Annotated in this window: 16 protein-coding genes; 7 read left to right on the top strand and 9 right to left on the bottom strand. The window is 60.1% G+C overall.

All coding sequences use genetic code 11. The features are described 5' to 3' along the window. Positions 1-97: 97 nt before the first annotated feature. The 4 genes from HX815_RS04290 to HX815_RS04275 all read right to left on the bottom strand — a co-directional run bounded on the left by HX815_RS04290 (position 98) and on the right by HX815_RS04275 (position 5,423). Positions 98-1,273: a PepSY domain-containing protein gene (locus tag HX815_RS04290; RefSeq protein WP_177022646.1), complete on the bottom strand. Its 1,176-nt coding sequence runs from the start codon at positions 1,271-1,273 to the stop codon at positions 98-100. A 71-nt stretch (positions 1,274-1,344) separates the two neighbouring features. Continuing rightward, positions 1,345-3,837: a TonB-dependent siderophore receptor gene (locus HX815_RS04285; RefSeq protein WP_008433611.1), complete on the bottom strand. Its 2,493-nt coding sequence runs from the start codon at positions 3,835-3,837 to the stop codon at positions 1,345-1,347. A gap of 105 nt (positions 3,838-3,942) precedes the next feature. After that, positions 3,943-4,926, bottom strand: a complete 984-nt coding sequence (locus HX815_RS04280; protein WP_177027851.1) for a FecR domain-containing protein — start codon at positions 4,924-4,926, stop codon at positions 3,943-3,945. Then, the gene (locus tag HX815_RS04275; RefSeq protein WP_008433614.1) at positions 4,923-5,423 is read right to left on the bottom strand and encodes a sigma-70 family RNA polymerase sigma factor; all 501 of its coding nucleotides are present in this window, start codon (positions 5,421-5,423) and stop codon (positions 4,923-4,925) included. Before HX815_RS04275 ends, HX815_RS04280 begins: the two co-directional genes overlap by 4 nt. 279 nt (positions 5,424-5,702) lie before the next feature. On the opposite strand from HX815_RS04275, the gene HX815_RS04270 reads away from it, so the two are divergent. Beyond that, positions 5,703-7,583, top strand: a complete 1,881-nt coding sequence (locus HX815_RS04270) for a methyl-accepting chemotaxis protein (protein WP_003218243.1) — start codon at positions 5,703-5,705, stop codon at positions 7,581-7,583. Between the two features lie 42 nt (positions 7,584-7,625). On the opposite strand, the gene HX815_RS04265 is transcribed toward HX815_RS04270, so the two are convergent. The 5 genes from HX815_RS04265 to HX815_RS04245 form a co-directional block, all read right to left on the bottom strand. Next, on the bottom strand, positions 7,626-8,075 hold the full coding sequence (locus HX815_RS04265; RefSeq protein WP_177027850.1) for an SRPBCC family protein: 450 nt from the start codon (positions 8,073-8,075) through the stop codon (positions 7,626-7,628). Positions 8,076-8,102: 27 nt separating this feature from the next. Beyond that, positions 8,103-11,486: an amino acid adenylation domain-containing protein gene (locus HX815_RS04260; protein WP_177027849.1), complete on the bottom strand. Its 3,384-nt coding sequence runs from the start codon at positions 11,484-11,486 to the stop codon at positions 8,103-8,105. Continuing rightward, positions 11,483-12,430: a diiron oxygenase gene (locus HX815_RS04255; protein WP_177009331.1), complete on the bottom strand. Its 948-nt coding sequence runs from the start codon at positions 12,428-12,430 to the stop codon at positions 11,483-11,485. Before HX815_RS04255 ends, HX815_RS04260 begins: the two co-directional genes overlap by 4 nt. Next, positions 12,427-13,191 carry a DUF3050 domain-containing protein gene (locus HX815_RS04250; RefSeq protein WP_102605413.1) on the bottom strand — a complete coding sequence of 255 codons (765 nt, stop codon included), beginning with the start codon at positions 13,189-13,191 and terminating at the stop codon, positions 12,427-12,429. The genes HX815_RS04255 and HX815_RS04250 overlap by 4 nt, the downstream gene beginning before the upstream one ends. Positions 13,192-13,642: 451 nt before the next feature. Beyond that, complete coding sequence (locus HX815_RS04245) at positions 13,643-14,353, bottom strand: GntR family transcriptional regulator (RefSeq protein WP_003218234.1); 711 nt, start codon at positions 14,351-14,353, stop codon at positions 13,643-13,645. Between the two features lie 298 nt (positions 14,354-14,651). Between HX815_RS04245 and HX815_RS04240 the strand changes: the two genes are divergently transcribed. From HX815_RS04240 to HX815_RS04215, 6 genes are all read left to right on the top strand, one after another. After that, positions 14,652-15,545 (top strand): TauD/TfdA family dioxygenase, encoded by an 894-nt coding sequence (locus HX815_RS04240; RefSeq protein ID WP_134325513.1) that lies wholly within the window; start codon positions 14,652-14,654, stop codon positions 15,543-15,545. A gap of 14 nt (positions 15,546-15,559) precedes the next feature. Next, complete coding sequence (locus HX815_RS04235; protein ID WP_177027848.1) at positions 15,560-16,585, top strand: ABC transporter substrate-binding protein; 1,026 nt, start codon at positions 15,560-15,562, stop codon at positions 16,583-16,585. A 1-nt stretch (position 16,586) separates the two neighbouring features. Next, entirely contained in the window at positions 16,587-17,438 is an 852-nt protein-coding gene (locus tag HX815_RS04230; RefSeq protein WP_177027847.1) for an ABC transporter ATP-binding protein, read from the top strand. A gap of 12 nt (positions 17,439-17,450) precedes the next feature. After that, a complete protein-coding gene (locus HX815_RS04225) occupies positions 17,451-18,299 on the top strand; it encodes an ABC transporter permease (protein WP_003218225.1) in 849 nt (282 codons plus the stop codon). Positions 18,300-18,497: 198 nt separating this feature from the next. Beyond that, positions 18,498-19,418 (top strand): LysR family transcriptional regulator, encoded by a 921-nt coding sequence (locus tag HX815_RS04220; RefSeq protein WP_003218223.1) that lies wholly within the window; start codon positions 18,498-18,500, stop codon positions 19,416-19,418. Positions 19,419-19,647: 229 nt separating this feature from the next. Continuing rightward, complete coding sequence (locus tag HX815_RS04215; RefSeq protein WP_087693599.1) at positions 19,648-21,183, top strand: MFS transporter; 1,536 nt, start codon at positions 19,648-19,650, stop codon at positions 21,181-21,183. Positions 21,184-21,202: the final 19 nt, after the last annotated feature.

Genomic DNA, 21,202 nt, shown 5'->3' with positions numbered 1-21,202 from the left:
GAGTAGGTCATCGTCAAGATTGAATTCCGAAACCCCTGTCTGCTAGCGCAGACAGGGGTTTTGTCGTTTAAGGGCTGGGCAAACAACTAGAATCGACTCACCCTTTGCGTGCCTTACTGCTTCGCCTGGCCATTAACTTGCGCCACCATATATAGATCCCGGTAGCAGACAACATCGCGATCACAGCTCCCAGCAGCGCAATCAGCACCTGACCCGCCACCCCGATGATCCTGCCCCCATGGATCGGCAGTTGCAGCCGATAAAAGCGCTCTCCCAACGTACCTTGCCCTGCTATTTCCTGCCCCAGTAAACGCCCATCCGTCCCGTGGAAAAACAACCAGGATTTCCCATGGGCCTCGGTATCATGTTGTCCAAAACCCGCCCCATAAAAGTTGTACTCAAAGCTGTAGTAAAGCTCTCCAATCGCCGCCGTCAGTCCCAGCCGCTTGCCTTCCTCCAGCGCCCGCTCATAGGCCTGTTGATAACTCAGTTGTGTCACGCCCAATTGCTCGGCGGGTAACCCGCCACGGGCCTCATAGACGCTAGGCTCAACCGGTGAGAACAGCGAGACAGCAGGCTTGAACACCTGGCTCGGCAAATTCATCGCGACGCTGCTGACTGCAATCGGCAGCAACAACAGCCAAAGCCATAACCCGCCTGCACGATGCAGGTCGAAGTTCAGCCGGTAAGCGTGGCCGCCCTTGATCTTCCACGCCGTGGACCACTTCTTCCAGAACGGTTTACCTCTCGGCAGGGTCAGCCACAGCGCGATAAAACAATCGAACACCCATGCGATCGCCACCAGTCCCATCAGCCACAAACCCCAATTACCCGGCAGTGTCAGGTTGTAGTGAAATTCCAGAATGAACGGAATGAAGTTCTCGCGCTGAAAGCAGCAAGCCCCCCAAACACGCCGGCCCATTTCTTCGCCGCTGACCGGATCCAGGTAAAAGACCTGGTTGGGCTCCTCAAAGGGTTTGCCCGTCGCCGGATCGTTTCTCGCAACTGCCGCCAGCATCGCGGTATGACCGGCCTCTTGTGGATACTCCATGTACCAGACTTGCAGTTTGGGATGCTGCCCCTGCAACGTGTCCACCAGTTCACCTGGCGGCAATGCCGAACCTTTGGCCGTTGCTCCATAAAAGCCGGGATTGAGCCATTCATCCAACTCATGGTTAAACGCCAGAAGGCTGCCCGTGAGTCCCGCCATCATCAGAAACAACGCCGTTGCCAACCCGATGTAGCGATGAAGTAAAACCAGCAATGCGCGCATAAAAATTTCCTGCAAAGACGACAAAGCCAGCGCCTGGAATCAGGAACTGGCTTTGTATGAATCGAGAGGGATCAGAACTGGTAGCTCACCGTCGCACTGACGTTGCGCTCTTCACCCAGGTAGCAGAAGTTCAAACTGGCACACGACGCCACGTACGACTCGTTCGTCAGGTTGTTGGCATTCAGGCGTACATCCACACCCTTCAGTCCAACCTTGCCAAGGTCATAACCCATCGAGGCATCAAACAGCGTGTAGGCGGGCACCTTCATGGTGTTCTCCGCATCTGCCCAGCTGTAGCCGACATAACGAACACCACCACCGAGTCGCAGGCCATCCAGTGCGCCGCTATCGAACTTGTAGTCTGCCCATACCGACGCCATATGACGCGGCGCCTGCGTCGGCGAGTTCCCCTTGTTCTCGATCACGTTGTCCGCAGTACTCAGCGTGCTGACCATCGACTTCGAATACTCGATATCGGTGAAGGTATAGCTGCCCAACAATTTGAGATGGTCGGTCAACTGCATATGCGCCTCCAGCTCCAGGCCCTGGGAGCGCACAGCGCCGACCGCGCGATAGAAGTTTTCCTGCGGCAGTTTGGTCGCCAGGTTTTCCTGGTCGATGCGGAACAGCGAGGCCGTGAACAAATTGTCGGTACCCGGCGGCTGATACTTCAAGCCGACTTCCCACTGGGTGCCGTCGGTAGGTGCAAGGGGATTGCCGGCACTGTCCGAATAGGAGTTCGGGTTGAAGGATTCGGAATAGCTGACGTAGGGCGCGAGACCGTTATCAAACAAGTAGAGCGCTCCGGCCCGGCCGGTCAGTTTGGTACGTTTATCACTGATCTCTGTGCCCAGCGGTCGTCCCGCTTCGGCAATGCGATTTTCATCGGAGGTCTCAACCCAGTCCTGACGCAGCCCGAGGGAGAACCGCCACTTGTCCATCTCAATCAGGTCTTGCAGGTAAACGCCGGTCTGCTCGAGCCGGCGCAGATAACTGGTTGGGCTGTAATAGCTGATCTCGGAATTGCCATACACCGGGTTGAACGCATTGATTGGCGCAAGAGAGCCGCTGCTCCAGTCCACGACGGTTTTGCGCCGCTGATAGTCCGCCCCCATCAACACCGTATGCTTGGTCGCGCCGGTAAAAAATTCAGCCTGCAGCATGTTGTCGATGATGAACGCATGCAGCTTTTCGTCACCGCCTGAGTAGTAGCGATTCAGCTCATTACTGGTGGGCGTGGTCCAGCCATAGGCATACACCTGGTCCAGCCGGACCTTGGAGTCCAGATACCGAAAGTTCTGCCGCGCCGTGAAAACATCATTGAAGCGATGCTCGAACTGATAGCCGAACGACTGTTGATCACGCTTGTACCCATCAATGCCCGGCTCGCCTTCGAAGAAGTGGTTGGAGATCCGCTGGCCGTTGCGCTGGTGCAACGCGCCATCTGCCGGCATGCCTCCGTGGTAGCCACCGTCGGGGTCATGCTGCAGGTAAGCCTGGAGTGTGAGGGACGTGTCATCGGTAAAGTCGATGCTCAAGGTGGGTGCCAGCGCGTAGCGTTTTTCCTTGGCATGGTCGAATTGCGTGTCGGACTTGTCTGCAAGCCCGGTCAGTCGGTAAGCAATGCGCTTGTCGTCATCCACCGGGCCGCTGAAGTCGAAACCCATGCCTCGCTGCCCTTGGGAACCTATCGTGGCCTGGACCTGATGGTATGGCTCAAACAATGGCTTCTTGCTGGTCAACGCCACCAGCCCACCCGGCGAGCTGCGCCCGTAGAGCACCGATGACGGTCCTTTGAGGATATCTACGCGCTCGAGGAAATACGGGTCCACCTGCATGGTGCTGTAGGTTCCGCTGTCACCCATGGATTTCAAACCGTCCAGGTAGATGTTATCCACCGAACCGTCGTTGAAACCACGCATCGCCACATAGTCATAGCGGTGAGTGGCGCCATAAGGGTTGGTCAGCACGCCAGGGGTGTAACGCATGGCTTGGGCAACGGTTTGCGAGCCTTGGTCGTCCATCTGCTCGCGGGTCACCACTGAAACCGTCTGAGACGTTTCCAGCAGCGCGGTACTGGTCTTGGTGGCGATCTGGCTGTGGGTCGCGTTGTAGCCTTCCATGCTGCCCAGGGCATTACCCAGGGCGAAGCCTTTGATGTCGGTGGTCGGCAAGGTCAGCGCCTCGCTCTCGGGCTGGACCTGCAACACGAAACTCACGTCGTCCTGGGCCTGCGCCTGCAAGCCTGAGCCGTTGAGCAATTGGCTCAGGCCCTGTTCGGCCGAGTACTCCCCGTGCAGTCCGGGAGACTGGCGGCCCTGAGTCTGCGCAGGCGTGCTGGAAAGGGTGATGCCTGCCTGACGGGCAAACTGATTGAGCACATCGCTCAGCGCGCCTGCCGGGATGTCATAGCGCTGGCTGATACGTTCGACCCCGCTATCAGCCGCGACACCGGCCACTGGCAGCAAGCCGATGCCCATCGTGGTCGACAGCAATGCTGCGCGTACGGCTTTGCCGAGCAAAGGGTAGGAAGAGGGAGAGTTGCTGAAAAAACGCACAGTCATTATCGAGATCCGTAGAGGTCGCTGAAGGCAGATTGAATTGCTTACTGTCTAAGCCGGACTCACGGAAAAAAGCCGCCAAAAATAAATCAGGCACGCCAAAAATAATCAGGCCTGACGCTCCAGGCTCACCCACCAGCGGGTGCGATAGCGCAGGCGCACAGGCAGCGTCTGCGGAAGGATCGCCAATAGTTTCTCGGTGTCCTCCAGGCGAAAAACACCAGACAAGCGCAAATCTGCGATATCGCTCGAGCAGCCCAGATAACCATGGCGATAGCGCCCCACCTCCGCCAGGAAGTCGGCAAGACGCATGTTGCGGGTGACGATCAATCCGTCGGCCCAGGCCCCTGTATCCATATCCGAAGGCGGCGCCAGAGCGGCCGCATTCTGACGCACCAGATAGCTTTCTCCTGTATGCACTTGAGTGAAAAGCCCGTCGGCGGTATGCGGTGAATGAATCGCCACGTTGCCTGACGCGACGCTCAGACGTGTGCAATCGCTGTCCTGGCGCACCACAAATCGCCCGTCTATTCCTTCGAACAAACCATGGCGGGTGCGAACCAGCAGGGGGGCGGTCGCCGCGGCGCCGCAGGTCACCAGGATTTCCCCGCGCACCAATGTGATCAAGCGTTGTTGCGGGTTGAAGTCGAGGTCCACTGCGCTATCGGTATTGAGCTGCAGGCGCGTGCCATCCGGTAGTTGCACGCTACGGCGTTCGCCAGTGGTGGTAGCCAGGTCAGAGGTCCAACGCTGCCAGCCGGTGAGGTCTCGGCTGACCCAGGCCGCCGAACCCATCAACAGCACGCCGGACAATACCTTCAATGCCTGCCGGCGCCCAAGGCGCTGGGCACTGTTCTCCAGCGCCACATGGGCCCCGGGAATCGCCGCCAACTGGCTGCTTAATTCATGCTGCAGTGCCTGCACGCGTTGCCAGGCCAACTCGTGTTCATGATGAGCCTCGCGCCAGTGCTCGCACTGCGCCTTCAGGCGGACATTGGCGCGATTGTTACGCAGGCGCAGCATCCAACTGATGGCCTGCTTGACCACCTGCGGGTCGATTCCTGCGCGCGCGGTGTTATCCATCGAGGTCATGCCTCATACCGCAGCACATAACAGTGATAAAGCGCCTCGGCGACATAGCGTTCCACCGAACGCAGTGATACACCCATCTGCTGCGCAATCTGCTTGTAAGTCAGGCCGTCGCATTGAGCCAGTAGAAACGCCTTGCGTACCTTGGGCTTGAGTCCGTCCAGAAGCCGGGCGATGGACTCCAGCAATTCCAGAATCAACGCACGTTCTTCAGCACTCGGCGCCAAGGCTTCGGGCAAATGCGCGATGGACTCCAGGTAGGCGCGCTCGATTTCTTCGCGACGCCAATGATCGATCACCAGGCCCCGCGCGATAGTGCGCAGGAAAGCGCGAGGGGCCTTGAGCTCGAAACGTTCGGTTTTTTGCAGCAGCCGCACGAACGTGTCCTGGGCCAGGTCCGCCGCATCCGCTGCGTTACCCAGACGGCTGCGCAGCCAAGTGTTCAGCCAGCCATGATGGTTGCTGTAAAGCGTCTGTACTGCGTACTCGGATGAGGGCATTCACACGGCCTGGCAAAGCGTCACAAATGATAATTAGTCGCATTGTCGACAAGCCTGAAAAATTTTGCAACTCCTGACGTTAGAGCGCTACCACTGGTCGGTTTCTGACATTAAAAGCAGATGCTTCTCACAAATTCCTAAGATTTATCCTGCCTTGGCCGAAAGCCTGACGAGCCATGCGTGCACCGAAATAGAGCAGTCGCAGAGTCTGCCTATACCGTTACATGGAATGTTGCATCCGGCACGCTCACCCCCTTTTGGCAAAAAGAAGTCAATGAAATGAATCTCAAGTTCAGTCATAAAATTCTGTTGGCCGCGTCAGGCGTAGTGGTTCTGGCCTTCGCGTTATTCACGTTCTACAACGACTACTTGCAGCGCAATACCATCCGGCAAAACCTGGAGTCGTCCATTCAGCAATCCGGTGAACTCACCGCCAGCAGCGTGCAGAACTGGCTCAGCGGGCGGGTGCTGGTACTGGAAAGCCTCGCGCAAAACGTGGCCCATCAAGGCAGCTCTGCCGATCTTCCGGGGTTGGTCGACCAGTCGGCATTTACCTCCAACTTCCAGTTCACCTACGTCGGTTCCACCAACGGCGTGTTCACCCAGCGTCCCGACGCCAAAATGCCCGACGGCTACGATCCGCGTCAGCGTCCCTGGTACAAGCAAGCTGTCGCAGCCGACAAGACCATGCTTACACCGCCCTACATGGCTGCGGTAGGCGGGCTGATCGTGACCATCGCGATGCCGGTGAAAAAGAATGGCGAACTGCTTGGCGTGGTCGGCGGTGACCTGAGCCTGCAAACCCTGGTGAAGATCATCAACTCGGTGGATTTCGGCGGCATCGGCCATGCATTCCTGGTCAGCGGTGATGGTCAGGTGATCGTCAGCCCGGACCAGGACCAGGTGATGAAGAACCTCAAGGACATCTATCCCGGCACCAACGTGCGCATCGAGAAGCTCAGCCAGGAAGTGGTCTTGAATGGCCAGGAACGGATTTTGTCCTTCACCCCGATCAGCGGGTTGCCGAATGCCGACTGGTACATCGGCCTGTCGATCGACAAAGACAAAGCCTACGCACCGCTGGGTAAGTTTCGCACCTCGGCATTGATCGCCATGTTCATTGCGGTTGCCGCCATTGCCGTGTTCCTGAGCGTCCTGATCCAGGTCTTGATGCGCCCGCTGACCACCATGGGCCGCGCCATGCAGGACATCGCCCAGGGCGAGGGTGACCTGACCCGCCGCCTGACAGTGGAAAGCAAGGACGAGTTCGGTGACTTGGGCAGTGCCTTCAACCAATTCGTCGAGCGTATTCACGCGTCGATTTCCGAAGTTTCCTCGGCGACGCGCCAGGTGCACGACCTGTCCCAGCGAGTAATGGCCTCGTCCAATGCGTCGATCATCGGTTCCGACGAACAAAGCGCGCGCACCAACAGCGTGGCCGCAGCGATCAACGAACTGGGGGCCGCCACGCAGGAAATCGCGCGCAACGCTGCTGATGCTTCGCAACACGCCAGCGGTGCCAGTGAGCAGGCCGATGATGGGCGCAAGGTGGTTGAGAAAACCATCCTGGCGATGTCGGAGCTTTCGCAAAAAATCAGCCTGTCCTGCACGCAGATTGAAACCCTGAACGCCAGCACCGACAACATCGGCCACATCCTGGACGTGATCAAAGGCATCTCCCAGCAAACCAACCTGTTGGCCCTCAACGCCGCGATTGAAGCGGCACGTGCCGGTGAGGCCGGGCGTGGGTTTGCCGTGGTGGCGGATGAAGTACGCAACCTGGCGCACCGCACCCAGGAGTCGGCAGAAGAGATCCACAAAATGATCACCTCGCTGCAGATTGGCTCGCGTGAGGCCGTGACCACGATGAACGCCAGCCAGACCTCGAGTGAAGAAAGCGTCGAGGTCGCCAACCAGGCCGGTGAACGCCTGGTCAGCGTGACGCAGCGGATCGTCGAGATCGACGGGATGAACCAGTCGGTAGCGGCCGCCACCGAGGAACAGACCGCCGTGGTGGAAACCCTCAACGTCGACATCAACCAGATCAACCTGCTGAACCAGCAGGGCGTGGCCAACCTCAACGAAACCTTGAAGGATTGCGACGCCTTGTCTCAACAGGCCAACCGCCTGAAGCAGTTGGTCGACAGTTTCAAAATCTGATCGATGAACACACAGGAGCGAGCCTGCTCGCTCCTGTCTCCTTTAGCCAAACATCGCTCGCACATTCGCCAGCGCACCGTCGGCGAATGCCTGCACAAACGGCTCAAATCCCTCCGCGTCAGGTTCAACCGGCTCGGCGATGATCGTCCAGGTCACCCGTGAGGATCCTGCTCCCAACGGTTCGACATCCATGGCGGCCCACAACCGTGCTACGCCCAAGGTGTTGTAGATGGTGGTCCAGGTCATGCGCATGGCCTGCTCGTCGCGGCTGTTGAGTTGCTCCACCACCAGGTGTCCATCGTGGAAGAACTTCTTGCGCAGCGATCCCGCGCCCGCACCAGTGATTTCGATGTGGGACAAGGCGGGGATGAATCGAGCAAATCCGCCAAAGTCACCGACCACCGCCCACGCACCGGCGGCATCACAGGCAACCACAACTGAGGACACCACAGGTTTGGCGCAAGGGTTGCGAATCAACGTATCGGGTTTCATAAGGTCTTCCTTCAATTGAGAGCCTGGTCACAGGAAACCGGTGCTGCGCAGGTACTCGCAGCCCTTGCGTAACAGCGCCGGATTTTTTTCGGGGTAGCGCCCGCCCATCTGCTCGACGCCGCGTCGTGCGTTGTCATGGCGGATCATCGAGGTATCGCCGATGTCCTCGCCCACCCCGTTGAGGTAGAAGCCCAGTACGCCGAACAGCGCATTGCGGCTGTCCACTGTGTGCAGGTGACGTTGCCAGTGAGCCACGCTCACCAGCTCGAATGCGTGGCCTGCCTGGCGAAAGGCGTCGACGTAGGTTTCCCAGCTCAGGGGCTGCGGGTTATGCAGGTTGAACACCGTCCCTCCAGCACGGCAGCGGCTGCTGTGGAACGCAATAAACCGGGCGAGAAAGTCCACCGGCATCAGGTCGAAATTCAACTCAAGGTGCGGCACCAGGCCCAGTTGGAGTGAACCTTTGAGCATCAACATCAGGCGATTCTTCTGTGGCTCGCAGACTCCGCTGCGGCTGTTGAAGCTGATGTTCCCCGGGCGATGGATATTGACCCAGGCACCTTGCGCTGCGGCGCGTCCCAGCAAGCGTTCGGCAACCCATTTGGACAGGTTGTAGCCATTCTGGATGTAGAGCGGCGGGGTGGCCGCGGCGGGGTTTTCGAGTACCTGGCCATGTGCGTCGATAGTGCTGGCGGCCGACAGCGTCGAGATAAAATTGAAGACCTTCTTGCACCGGGTTTCACACAGACGCAGGCATTCCAGCACCGGTTCGACGTTGTCCTTGGCCAGGGTGGCGTAATCCATCACATGATTGACGTGGGCGGCGTTGTGCACCAACACGCCGAACTCCCCGGCGAGGTAGTCATACACCTCACTCGACAGGCCAAGACGCGGCTGGCTGATGTCGGCGGCATACACCTGCACCCGGCTCAGGTCCAGGTGTTCCAGACGGTACTCTCGCAGGGCCTCGGCAAACCTCGCGGTCGCCGAATGTCCGGGCCGTTCGCGCACCAGGCACGCCACTTCAAGTGCACCCTCGGCCAACAGTGCCTCGACGATATGCACCCCGAGAAAACTGTTGGCCCCGGTCACGATCACCCGGCGACGTTCGCCCGCCTGTTCAGCCGGCAATGTCTGCACATGCAGCTCACGCAGCGCATCCTGGGTAGCCTGGCCGGTCGGTGCTTCGGGTGGTGCGTCGTCCCCCATCAGCGTAGCGAGGGTACGAACCGTGGGGGTTTCAAAAAACCGACTTAGGGATAGGCTGCGCCCGAACTGCTCGCGGATACGCAGCAGCATCGTCGACAGCAGGATGGAATGGCCGCCAAGATTGAAGAAGCTCTCGTCGGCCGACAGCTGCGTGACCGGCATGCCCAGCAACTCGCTCCACAGGTTGAGCAACTGCACTTGCATGGGCGTGTGCGGTTCGCCGTGAATGATGGCCGGCAGCGTTGGAGTCGGTAACGCCAGCAATGCCTGGCGGTCGACCTTTCCGTTGGGGGTGCACGGCATGCTCGCAAGTTCCGTGCACAGGGTTGGCCGCAAATAGTCCGGCAGTGTTTGCCGGGCATGCTGCGTCAGTGCAGGCAGGGCGTCTTGTGTTTCGGGCTGAGCAACAAAAGCCAGGATTCGCCGCTCACGGTCAATCACCACCGCCACTTGGCGAAACAGCTGACTGCTGCGCAGGCAATGTTCGATCTCTTGCGGTTCGACCCGGAACCCACGGATCTTCACCTGCTGATCCCGGCGCCCGACCAACTCGATGCCGGCAGCGGTCCACTTCGCCAGGTCGCCTGTGCGGTAGGCCCGCAAGGTCTGGCCGTCGGGCAACTCCAGGGGGACGAAATGCTCGGCGGTCTGACGCGGCTGGTTGAGGTAACCCAGGCTGACGCCGGGACCGACGATGTACAGTTCGCCCAACACCTGCTCATCCACCGGTTGCAGGTGCTCGTCGAGGATCAGTACCTGGCTGTTGGCGATGGGCGTGCCGAGGTTGCGATTGCTGTCGCCCGGCTGCAACGTGTGGCTGGTCACCAGCACGGTGGCTTCGGTGGGCCCGTAGAAATTGTGCAGGCGACACTGGCCTGCCAACTGCTCGATGACATAGGGCTCGCACACGTCGCCTCCGGTCATCAGGTGCGCCAGGCCCAGGGGTTGATCCAGCGGCAGGATGCTCAGCAGCGCCGGCGGCAGGAAGGCGTGGGTGACGCGCTGTTGTCGGATCAACTCCACCAGTTGCTGCGGGTCGCGTCGCTGGTCCTCACTGGGCACGATCAGCTCGGCGCCCGCGATCAGGCTCGGGAAGATATCGATCAGGGACGAGTCAAAACTCAAGGGCGAAAACTGCAAGACCCGGCTGTGTTCGCTCAGCTGCACATGACCCCCGAACCAGGCGCTGAAATGGGCCAGGTTGTGCTGGCTGAGCAGCACGCCCTTGGGGTGGCCGGTAGTGCCCGAGGTGTGGAGCACCATGCAAGGGTCGTCCATGGCGGGGCGCTGGGGCATTGGCAGCGAGGTGTCGGGAGTGTCGACGGCACTTACATCCAATGCACAAAACCCGTCCCGCAGTGGATGCTTGCCATCATCCAGCAGCACCGAGACGCCGGCGTTTTCCAGCATCGCTCGCTGGCGTTGCAGCGGGTGGCCCGGCTCCAGGGGCAGGTACACCGCACCGCAGGCGAGTACCGCGAGAATGCTGGCGTACAGCTCCAGGGATTTGCCCAGGCAAACGCCGATTACCGGCGGTGTGTCGTGGGGCCCAAGCAGAAGTCGCAGACGGCGCTGGATAGCCAGGCTCTGGCGATGCAACTGTCGGTAAGTCAGCCCGCTGCCGGCAATGTTCAACGCCAGCCGGTCGGCGAAGGTTTGCAGACTGTTTTCCAATCGTTCGATCAGGGGTACCTGGGCTTGCTGCAGCAGAACCAAATCGGCCGTCAGGTTAAAACGATGCAGGTACGCCAGGGATGCGAGCGCTTGCAGGCCGTGTTCCGGATCATCAGAGGCGACGGCCGCCTGCGAGAAATAGCCCGGGTCCCGGGAGAACCCACTCACCTGTTGGGCTACCCACTCCACCAGGCTGCTTACTGCGTGTTGACGCAGCCGTTGACCATTGCCACAGGCTTCTCCGGCAACCTCCAGGGTTGTCAGGAGTCGCCGTGAGTGGGCGTAACACCTGAACTGCAGGGCCGGCAATCCACAGTCGGTCAACGCTCCCATACCCACGCGCAGGCTCATCAAGGCTGTGCACGTCACGCCGGGCGGAACCTCCTCGCTACCGTCATCAATCAGCAGGTCTACTAGGTGGGTGACATCCTGTGCTCGCACCACCCCATGACCGTATTGCGCCAATGTCTCACCCAGTTCATTCAGCGCCGCGCTGAAGCCCGCCAGCCCAATCTTCAGGTGCCTCATGGGTGCCCTCCTGGCGCCGCAAGAAAGGCATCCAGCGCCCCAACCACACTCGGCGTTTGCAGCAGGCCGCTGTGGTTCAGGAAGCCCATGATATTGCCGATCAACGGGTGCTGGCGGGTAATGGGAAAGCCCATCGCCTGCACTTCAGTGCGCAGCGCAGAGCGCGTGCCGTCACTGACATCCAGGTGCTCGATCAAGTGCAGGTCGAAGTTTTTCTGCAGGTCGTGGGTCAGGTAATGCTGGAGAAAAACCGGCAGGATCCGGGCGATACAGTCGCGGTCCGCGGCGTCTGCAGACTGCCAATAAATACGCACCAGGCGCGTCCAGAAAAGCGCGTGGCGGCCCTCGTCAAACAAGTGGTCGGCCATCAACCCACGGATGGATTGCTTGACACTGTCGTCCTTGGAAAACGCTGCCACGTCATGGGTCACGGTGTTCTCGGCGATGGCCACGGCAATCAGTTCCACGGCATCGCGCAGGTGTTCGGGCGCCAGCGCCAGTGCGGCAGGCAAGGCGCGGCTCAGCTCGATTTGCGCGGGTAGTTCAAGGGGTGGGATCCCGGTCATCTCGATGGTCTGTTGCATGAAATCGAGGGCGACGAGGGCGTGGTAATCCTCGTCTACCACCACGGTCATGGCGTCGTAGCGACAGGCAAGCGGGAAGGGCACCGAAAAGCGATTCTTGGCGATGCTGCGGGCGGTCTTGTCGACGATCTCGGTTTCAAAGATCACCACGTCGTTGATGAACTTGTAGAACGTCTGCAGCAAGACAAAATCACGGCACTGCGGGCATTGGTCGATAAAGGTTGCGCTCAGCACCAGGGGCTGTCGGCTCAGGGGGTAGATCAGTTTCTGATCGTTTTCCAGCCGCCGCCGCGGGCGTGTGCGGATGGTCGCGCGGCGCTCCCAGTCGTCGGCAAATGAGCGGTAGTCGGCAGGGTTCATGCGCTCATCTCCGGCAGGCACCTATGCAACCCATCCCATAAGGCCAGGCGGCTTTCCACGGCGCCGAGGGCGCAACTGTCGGCTTGCTGCTCGCGGCTTGGGTCGCCGAGGGTAAGGCGTTGCAGCAATTGCGTTGCCGCCGGGCCATGCTCCTGGGCGTCGATCTCCATGTGGCGCTTGAGGTAGTAGCAGAAGGTGGGCGCCTGGCGATGGAGCACCTCGCACTCCTCCAGGATGCGCTTGAACATCGCCGGGATGACGCTCTCGCGCCCGTGGAGAAAGGCAGCCGCCACGCAGTGCGTCGGTGCGTCCAGGGCAACCTGCAGGGTACTTCTGACGAACCGGGCCACGGACGGGTGGATATCGATTTTTTGCAGGGCCGTTTCTGCATCGTTGCCGTCACGCTGCAGGCTGACGAACCGCTCGATGTTCGCCGTGCTCGCGCCGACTTCACGCATGGCTTCCAGGTACAACTCGAAGTGGCTGCCGTGCCCATGGCCGGGATACGCGTCCGACTCTTCGCCCAATACGATCTCATTGATCAGGCGAGCCGCTTGCGGGTCCGTTGGCGGTAACCAGGGCAGGCGCATACCGGTGAGGTCATGTTGCAGGCGTTTGGTGAGTGTCATGAAGTCCCACACGGCGAATACGTGGTTTTCCATAAAGTACTGCAACTTTGGAAGGGTATTTATATATTTGAATATTGGATGGATATGTAACTTCTGCTTTTTTTGTTTAAGCAGGTGTGAGTGCTGGAACATGTTGATGCCTATAAGTCGTGTCTCTTCCCTGATAAAAGCGTTGTGCTTTAGCGACAAATAAACATTGGTTTTCACGGATGCGCGGGTGCCTTGATAACAGGCAGCCCTGTACGAGGCTGACACTGTTACTGGCAAGCAGCATGCTGTGACAAAATACCAAGGCTTTATTTAAAGGTACGCCACGCGCAGTGACGCACCGAGCATGGATTCACGCTGTCGATTGGGAGAATTGGAGTGTTGGTAATAATCTGATTAAGTATTCAGGTGTTTTTAGTTTTATAAGTTTTTCGAGTTGGAATATTGCGGTAGTTGGATCGCTCTGCGGAGTGTGTGAAGTTTTCTTTGGGCTTAATGGTTTAACGGGAGTAATGGTGGTGCACTGGCCTCCGTCGGCCAGCGTCACTTTGCAGCGCTTTGTGGTCGAGGGAGGCGTTTCAGTTCCACGCGGAATTTACAGCGCAGCGTTCTGTTCAGTCTCTTCAAGACTTTTGAGGTAACCCGTAATTACCTCCATGCCGCGGGTAAGGTGGTTACGCAGGGTCAGGATGCTTTCGTCGACCTTCTTTTGCGCCACGAGGTCGAGCAGTTCGCGGTGATCTTCCTGGGACGTCTTGCCCAGGCCCATGGCCTCGAGGTTGAAGCGCAGGAAACGTTCCTCTTCGTTCAAGCCGTGTTCAACCAGCTTGAGCAACCGCTGATTGCCCGCCTTGCCATATAGCGCCATGTGGAACAGGCGGTTGAGGCGGCCGATTTCGGTGTAGTCGCTTTCCCGTTCCAGCGCGTCGATAAAGGCGCCAGCCTGGGTGATGTCATCGGGCGTGAGCAGGGGAATCGACAAGCGCAGCGCTTCGGATTCGAGGAGTATGCGCAGGGCGTAGGTTTCCGCCGAGTGGTCCTCGATCAGTGGCGCCACCACCGCGCCTTTGTGGGTGACCACATGCAGCAGCGATTGGGCTTCCAGTTGACGCAATGCCTCGCGCACCGGCATCCGGCTGACCCCGAACAAGCTGGCCAGCTCCTGTTGACGCATGGCGGTGCCACAGGGCAAGCGGCCATCCAGGATGGCGTTGCGCAATGTTTCTTCAATCACGGAGCGGGCGAGATGGGCGGGGATAGGCCCGCTGATCTGGATGCTGCTCAAAGGGTTCGGCTTCTGCGTCACGACTACGCTATCCTCCTTTTCAAGGTGAGGTGGCTAATTGGATCCAATGCACACTAGAGATTGTCCACAAGCTTGTCAAACGGGCAAGGTTTCGGCTTGTAAGCGACTCAACAGCGTGTTCTTCGGGCCCACAGCTCCCATTTGTCAGGTCTTACAGGCTAAAGGTCCGTCGTGCACATTTTATTCCCGGGAGTCGGGCCAACAGCGGTATTGCTGCATATCGATATTCACTAACGGTATTTAAAATGCGGTTCTTATGACTATAAAGTCACTCTCCTGACTGCACGGGAGTGAACTCATGTCTGCCACCTCTACTGTTCCAACAGCGACCGACACCACACAAACCTTCGAGATCCGTCCATTTCCCGGCAGCGTCGGCGCCGAAATCATAGGCCTGGACCTGGCCCGCCCGGTCAGCGACCAGGACTTCGCACGCATTCACCGCGCGCATCTGGACCATCACGTCGTGGTCTTCCGCGACCAACGTATCACCCCCGAGCAACAGATCGCCTTCAGCCGCCGTTTCGGCGTGCTGCAAATCCATGTGCTCAAACAATTCCTGCTGGCCAACCACCCGGAAATCCTGATCGTCTCCAACATCATCGAAAACGGCCAATCCATCGGCCTGGGAGACGCCGGCAAGTTCTGGCACTCGGACCTCTCCTATAAGGAGCTGCCGAGCCTGGGCTCGATGCTCCATGCCCAGGAGCTGCCGTCCGAGGGTGGCGACACATTGTTCGCCGACATGCATAAAGCCTGGGACAACCTGCCCGAGCCCTTGCGCAAGGCGGTCGAAGGCCGCAGCGCCGCGCATTCCTACACCGCACGCTACAGCGAAACCAAATTCGAAGGCAATTGGCGCCCGACCCTCACGCCCGAGCAACTCGCTCAAGTGGCGGAAGTGGTACACCCGATTGTGCGCACCCACCCGGAAAACGGCCGCAAGGCGCTGTTCGTCAGCGAGGGCTTCACCACCCGTATCGTCGGCCTGCCGGAAGACGAAAGCCGCGACCTGCTTGCCCAGCTGTACGCCCACAGCGTGCTGCCGGAAAACATCTACCGCCATCAGTGGCAGCCCCACGACATGGTGTTCTGGGACAACCGCTCGCTGATCCACCTGGCGGCTGGCTGCCCCAGCCACCTGCGGCGCAAGCTGTACCGCACCACCATCCAGGGCGACGCGCCTTTCTGACCCGGAGCATGACCATGTCCAAGAAAACCCCATTTGCGCGCCTGGCCGCGACGGTCGGCCTGGGCGTCAGCCTGCTGGCCGGCAGTCTTGTGGCGCCTGCCGCCGCCCAGGCCGAAGGCGAGATTCGCATCGCCGAGCAGTTTGGCATCGTCTACCTGTTGCTCAACGTGGTGCGCGACCAGAACCTGATCGAAAAATACGGCAAGCAGGAAGGCATCGACATCAAGGTCGACTGGACGCAACTGTCCGGCGGCGCAGCCGTCAATGATGCGCTGCTCTCCGGTTCCATCGACATCGCCGGGGCCGGCGTTGGCCCGCTGCTGACTATCTGGGACCGCACCCACGGCAAGCAGAACGTAAAAGCCGTCGCCTCCCTGGGCAACTTCCCCTACTACCTGGTGAGCAACAATCCCAAGGTCAAGACCATTGCCGACTTCACCGAAAAAGATTGCATTGCCGTACCGGCAGTGGGCGTGTCCGTGCAGTCGCGCTTCCTGCAATACGCCGCTGCCAAGCAGTGGGGTGACAAGGAGTTCAATCGACTCGACAAGTACACCGTCGCCGTCCCGCACCCGGATGCCACGGCTGCGCTGATTGCCGGTGGCACCGAGCTGACCGGGCACTTCTCCAACCCGCCGTTCCAGGAGCAGGCCCTGACCAACCCGAACGTGCATGTGGTGCTCAACTCCTATGACATCCTCGGGCCTAACTCGCCGACCGTGCTGTTCGCCACCGAGAAATTCCGCAACGACAACCCGAAAACCTACAAGGCGTTCGTCGAGGCGCTGACCGAAGCGGCGCAGTTTGCCCAGAACGACAAAGGCGCCGCAGCCGATACCTACATCCGCGTGACCAAGGCCAAGATCGACCGCGCCGAGCTGCTGAAAATCATCGAAAACCCGCAGTTCGAATTCAGCGTCACACCGAAAAACACCTACCCGCTGGCGGAATTCCTCTACCGCGTCGGCGCGATCAAAAACAAACCCGAATCGTGGAAGGATTACTTCTTCCAGGACGCCAAGCCGCTGCAAGGGAGCTGACATGAACGCGCCCTTGCAAGGCCACACGGCCAGCAACCCGACCACCACCGAAGCACTGCTTTCGGTGGATAAAGTCAGCCTTGAATACCGCACGCCCGAACGGGTGGTGCGCGCCACTCACCAGGTCAGCTTCGCGATCGATCCGGCAGACCGCTTTGTATTGCTGGGGCCTTCGGGCTGCGGCAAATCCACACTATTGAAATCCATCGCCGGCTTTATCAAGCCGTGTGAAGGCGAGATCCGTCTGCTCGGGCAAAAAGTCGAGCAGCCAGGGCCGGACCGTATCGTGGTGTTCCAGGAGTTCGACCAACTGCCGCCGTGGAAAACCGTCAAGCAGAACGTCATGTTCCCGCTGCTGGCGTCCAAAACCCTCAAGCGTCGCGAGGCCGAAGAGCGGGCGCTGTACTACCTGGAAAAAGTCGGCCTTACGGCCTTTGCCGACGCCTACCCGCACACCCTGTCCGGCGGCATGAAAGCCCGCGTGGCAATCGCCCGGGCGTTGGCCATGCAGCCGAAAATCCTGCTGATGGATGAACCCTTCGCCGCCCTCGACGCCCTGACCCGGCGCAAGATGCAGGAAGAACTATTGCTGCTCTGGGAAGAGGTGCGTTTCACCCTGCTGTTCGTCACCCACTCCATCGAGGAAGCGCTGGTGGTGGGCAACCGCATCCTGTTGCTGTCGCCGCACCCGGGGCGGGTGCGGGCGGAAATCCACAGCCATCAATACGACCTGCACAGCCTCGGCGGTGTGGAGTTCCAGGCTTCGGCGCGGCGCATTCATCGGCTGCTGTTTGATGAAGCGCCCGAGGTGGAAACCGAACTGGGTTTCGCCGATATCTGCATCGCTTATTGAAGGGCTTGCACCATGCGCCAGGAATATGAAATCACTCTCGAACCGTTGCCCGGTGTACGCGTAGAGCGCGAGTTGCCGTGGCGCCAGCGCCTGTGGCAACAAGGCTGGCTGCGTAAAAGCCTGATCCTGATCGTGCTTGCGATCCTCTGGGAAGCGGCTGCCCGTTATCAGAACAATGACCTGCTGCTGCCGAGCTTCCTGCAGACACTGAGCGCGTTCTACGACGGCATGGCCAGTGGCGAGTTGTTGAGCAAGGTCAGTATCTCGCTGGTGGTGCTGATCAAGGGTTACCTGATCGGCATTGTGCTGGCGTTTGCCCTGACCACGCTTGCGGTGTCGACCCAACTGGGGCGTGACCTGCTGAGCACCCTGACCTCGATGTTCAACCCGTTGCCGGCGATTGCCCTGCTGCCGCTGGCGCTGTTGTGGTTTGGGCTGGGGCAGAACAGCCTGATCTTCGTGCTGGTGCATTCAGTGTTGTGGGCGCTGGCGCTCAACACCTATTCAGGGTTCCTCGGCGTCTCCGAAACCCTGCGCATGGCCGGTCGAAATTATGGCCTCAAGGGTATGCGCTTCGTGTTGTTCATCCTGATCCCGGCTGCGCTGCCGTCGATTCTCGCCGGGCTGAAAATCGGCTGGGCGTTCGCCTGGCGCACGTTGATCGCTGCCGAGTTGGTGTTCGGTGCTACCAGCGGCAAAGGCGGTTTGGGTTGGTACATCTTCCAGAACCGCAACGAGCTGTACACCGACAAAGTGTTTGCCGGCCTGGCGGTGGTGATCCTGATCGGGCTGCTGGTGGAGAACCTGGTGTTCGACACCCTGGAGCGGGTCACCGTGAAGCGCTGGGGTATGCAACGCTGACTGAAACACCAACCCTGTGGCGAGGGAGCTTGCTCCCGCTGGGCCGCGAAGCGGCCCCAATAACATCACCGCGTTCTTTCAGAAAAGTCTCGATTGCAAATTTTGGGGCTGCTTCGCAGCCCAGCGGGAGCAAGCTCCCTCACCACAGTCTGCTACGATTGCGCCAAGTTCACTCCCAACCCATCACGAGTGCTTGGCATGCAATTACCGGACATGAACCTGCTGGTCGCCCTCGACGCCTTGCTCGACGAGGGCAGTGTGGTAGGCGCCGCGCGGCGGATGAACCTGAGCCCGGCCGCCATGAGTCGCACCCTCACGCGCATCCGCGAGGCAGTGGGCGATCCGATCCTGGTGCGCGCCGGTCGCGGCCTGGTACCGACGCCCAAGGCCCTGGAGCTACAAGGCCAGGTGCGCAGCGTGGTGGAGCAAGCGGCGCTGCTGTTCCGCTCGGCGGACGAAGTGGACCTGCGCACCCTGCGCCGGCGCTTCAGCGTGCGGGCCAATGACTTTTTTGTCGGAGTGTATGGCGGTCGGCTGTTCGACACCATGGAACGCATGGCACCGCTGTGCGAACTGCGCTTCGTGCCGGAAGGCGACACCGATGACGAGGCCCTGCGTGAAGGCCGTCTCGACCTGCGGGTGGGCAACACCATGCCGATCACTCCGGAAGTGAAGGTGCAGAACCTGTTCACCACCACCTTCGTCGGCCTGGCACGGGAAGGGCACCCGTTGTTCGATGGAGAAATCACCGCCGAACGGTTTGCCAGCTATTCGCATATCAGCATCTCCCGCCGCGGCATTGCCCGGGGGCCCATCGACACCGCCCTGAACGCCCAGGGGCTGGAACGCCGAGTCGCGATGATCGCCCCGGGGTTTCACGGCGCGATGTTCATGCTGCCGGACTCCGACCTGATCCTGCCGGTGCCCAAGGAAGCGCTCTACAGCGCCAATCGCCTGAAGCTGCCGTTGCGAGCCTTCACCCTGCCAATTTCCCTGCCGACCCTGGTGCTGACCCAAGCCTGGCACCCGCGTTTCGACAAGGACCCGGCCCATAGATGGCTGCGCGAGACCATGCGTGAATGCTGCGAGGCGACGTGGAAGGAAGCGCAGCCCACGTGAGTCGCAAGTGAGCTCGGCCAATGTGGGAGCTGGCTTGCCTGCGATGCGGGCGACACGGTTTTTCAGGCATAGCGAGGTGATGCAATCGCGGGCAAGCCCGGCTCCCACAGAGATCGCCTACATTTTGATCATTGCGTCTGGTGCACTTATAAGCTTCCGATAAGTCACTTTTTGTCATGTCTAAGCCTTATTAAACTGCTCGGGTATTTCCTATTCCGAGTTGTAGTTCATGACGTCCCTCGCTGCTCCCGCACCCCTGGCCGCAGCCAAACCGACCGCCATTACCCCTCCCGTTTTCGGCCCGCGCATCATCATCGGCCTGGTGGGCGTATTGCTTGCGGTACTGGTGTCCGGCCTAAACGAGATGGTGACCAAAGTCGCTCTCGCCGATATTCGTGGTGCGATGTACATCGGCTTCGACGAAGGCACCTGGCTGGTGGCTGCCTACACCGCCACCTCTGTCTCGGCGATGGCCTTTGCACCCTGGTGTTCGGTGACGTTCTCTCTGCGCCGTTTCACCCTCTGCGCCATCGGCCTGTTCACCATACTTGGCGTGCTGTGCCCGTTCGCACCGAACTACGAAAGCCTGCTGATCCTGCGCACCGTGCAAGGCCTGGCCGGTGGCGCCTTGCCGCCGATGCTGATGACCGTGGCCCTGCGGTTCCTGCCGGCCAACGTCAAGCTGTACGGCCTCGCCGGCTATGCTCTCACGGCCACTTTTGGCCCCAGCCTCGGCACACCGCTGGCGGCCATGTGGACCGAATACGTCGGCTGGCAATGGGCGTTCTGGCAGATTGTCGGGCCGTGCCTGCTGGCCATGGCGGCCGTGGCCTACGGCTTGCCCCAGGACCCGCTGCGCCTGGAGCGCTTCAAGCAGTTCAACTGGCGTGGTCTGCTGCTGGGGTTCCCGGCGATCTGCATGCTGGTGATCGGCCTGTTGCAGGGCAATCGGCTGGACTGGTTCGAGTCGCCGCTGATTACCTCATTGTTGATCGGCGGCCTGGTGTTGCTGGTGCTGTTCATGATCAACGAGTGGTCGCACCCGATGCCGTTTTTCAAGTTGCAGATGCTTGGGCTACGCAACCTGTCGTTCGCGCTGATTGTGCTCGCCGGGGTGCTGATCGTGCTGCTGGCGGTGACCATCATTCCGTCCAGCTACCTGGCCCAGGTCCAAGGCTACCGCCCGCTGCAAACTGCACCGGTGATGCTGATCATGGCGCTGCCGCAGTTGATCGCGCTGCCGTTGGTGGCGGCGTTGTGCAACTTGCGCTGGGTCGATTGCCGCTGGGTATTGGGCATTGGCTTGAGCATGTTGATCCTGTCCTGCGTGGGCGGGGCGCAACTTACGTCGGCATGGATTCGCGATGATTTCTACGTGCTGCAACTGCTGCAGATCTTCGGGCAACCGATGGCGGTGTTGCCGCTGCTGATGCTCTCCACCGGCAGCATCACGCCCCAGGACGGGCCTTTCGCCTCGGCGTGGTTCAACACCGTCAAAGGCCTGGCCGCCGTGGTCGCCACCGGCGTGCTCGATGCCCTGACCACACACCGCCTGCATTTCCACTCGACCATGCTGGTGGACAGCCTGGGCAACTCGCCCCTGGCCGACAGCGATGCCGCCGGCCTTGCCCATCGGCTGCACGAGCAGGCCGTGGTGCTCACCTCTTCGGATCTCTACTACGTCATGGCCGGTGTCGCGGCGGCGTTGATCCTGCTGATTTTCTGGATGCCGACGCGGATTTATCCGCCCCGCGCGCCGACTTGATTGCTCACTGAGCCAAAGG

The organism is Pseudomonas sp. E6002 (assembly GCF_013385565.1).
Classification (GTDB): Bacteria; Pseudomonadota; Gammaproteobacteria; order Pseudomonadales; family Pseudomonadaceae; genus Aquipseudomonas.
This window is presented reverse-complemented; position numbering and strand designations above follow the sequence as displayed.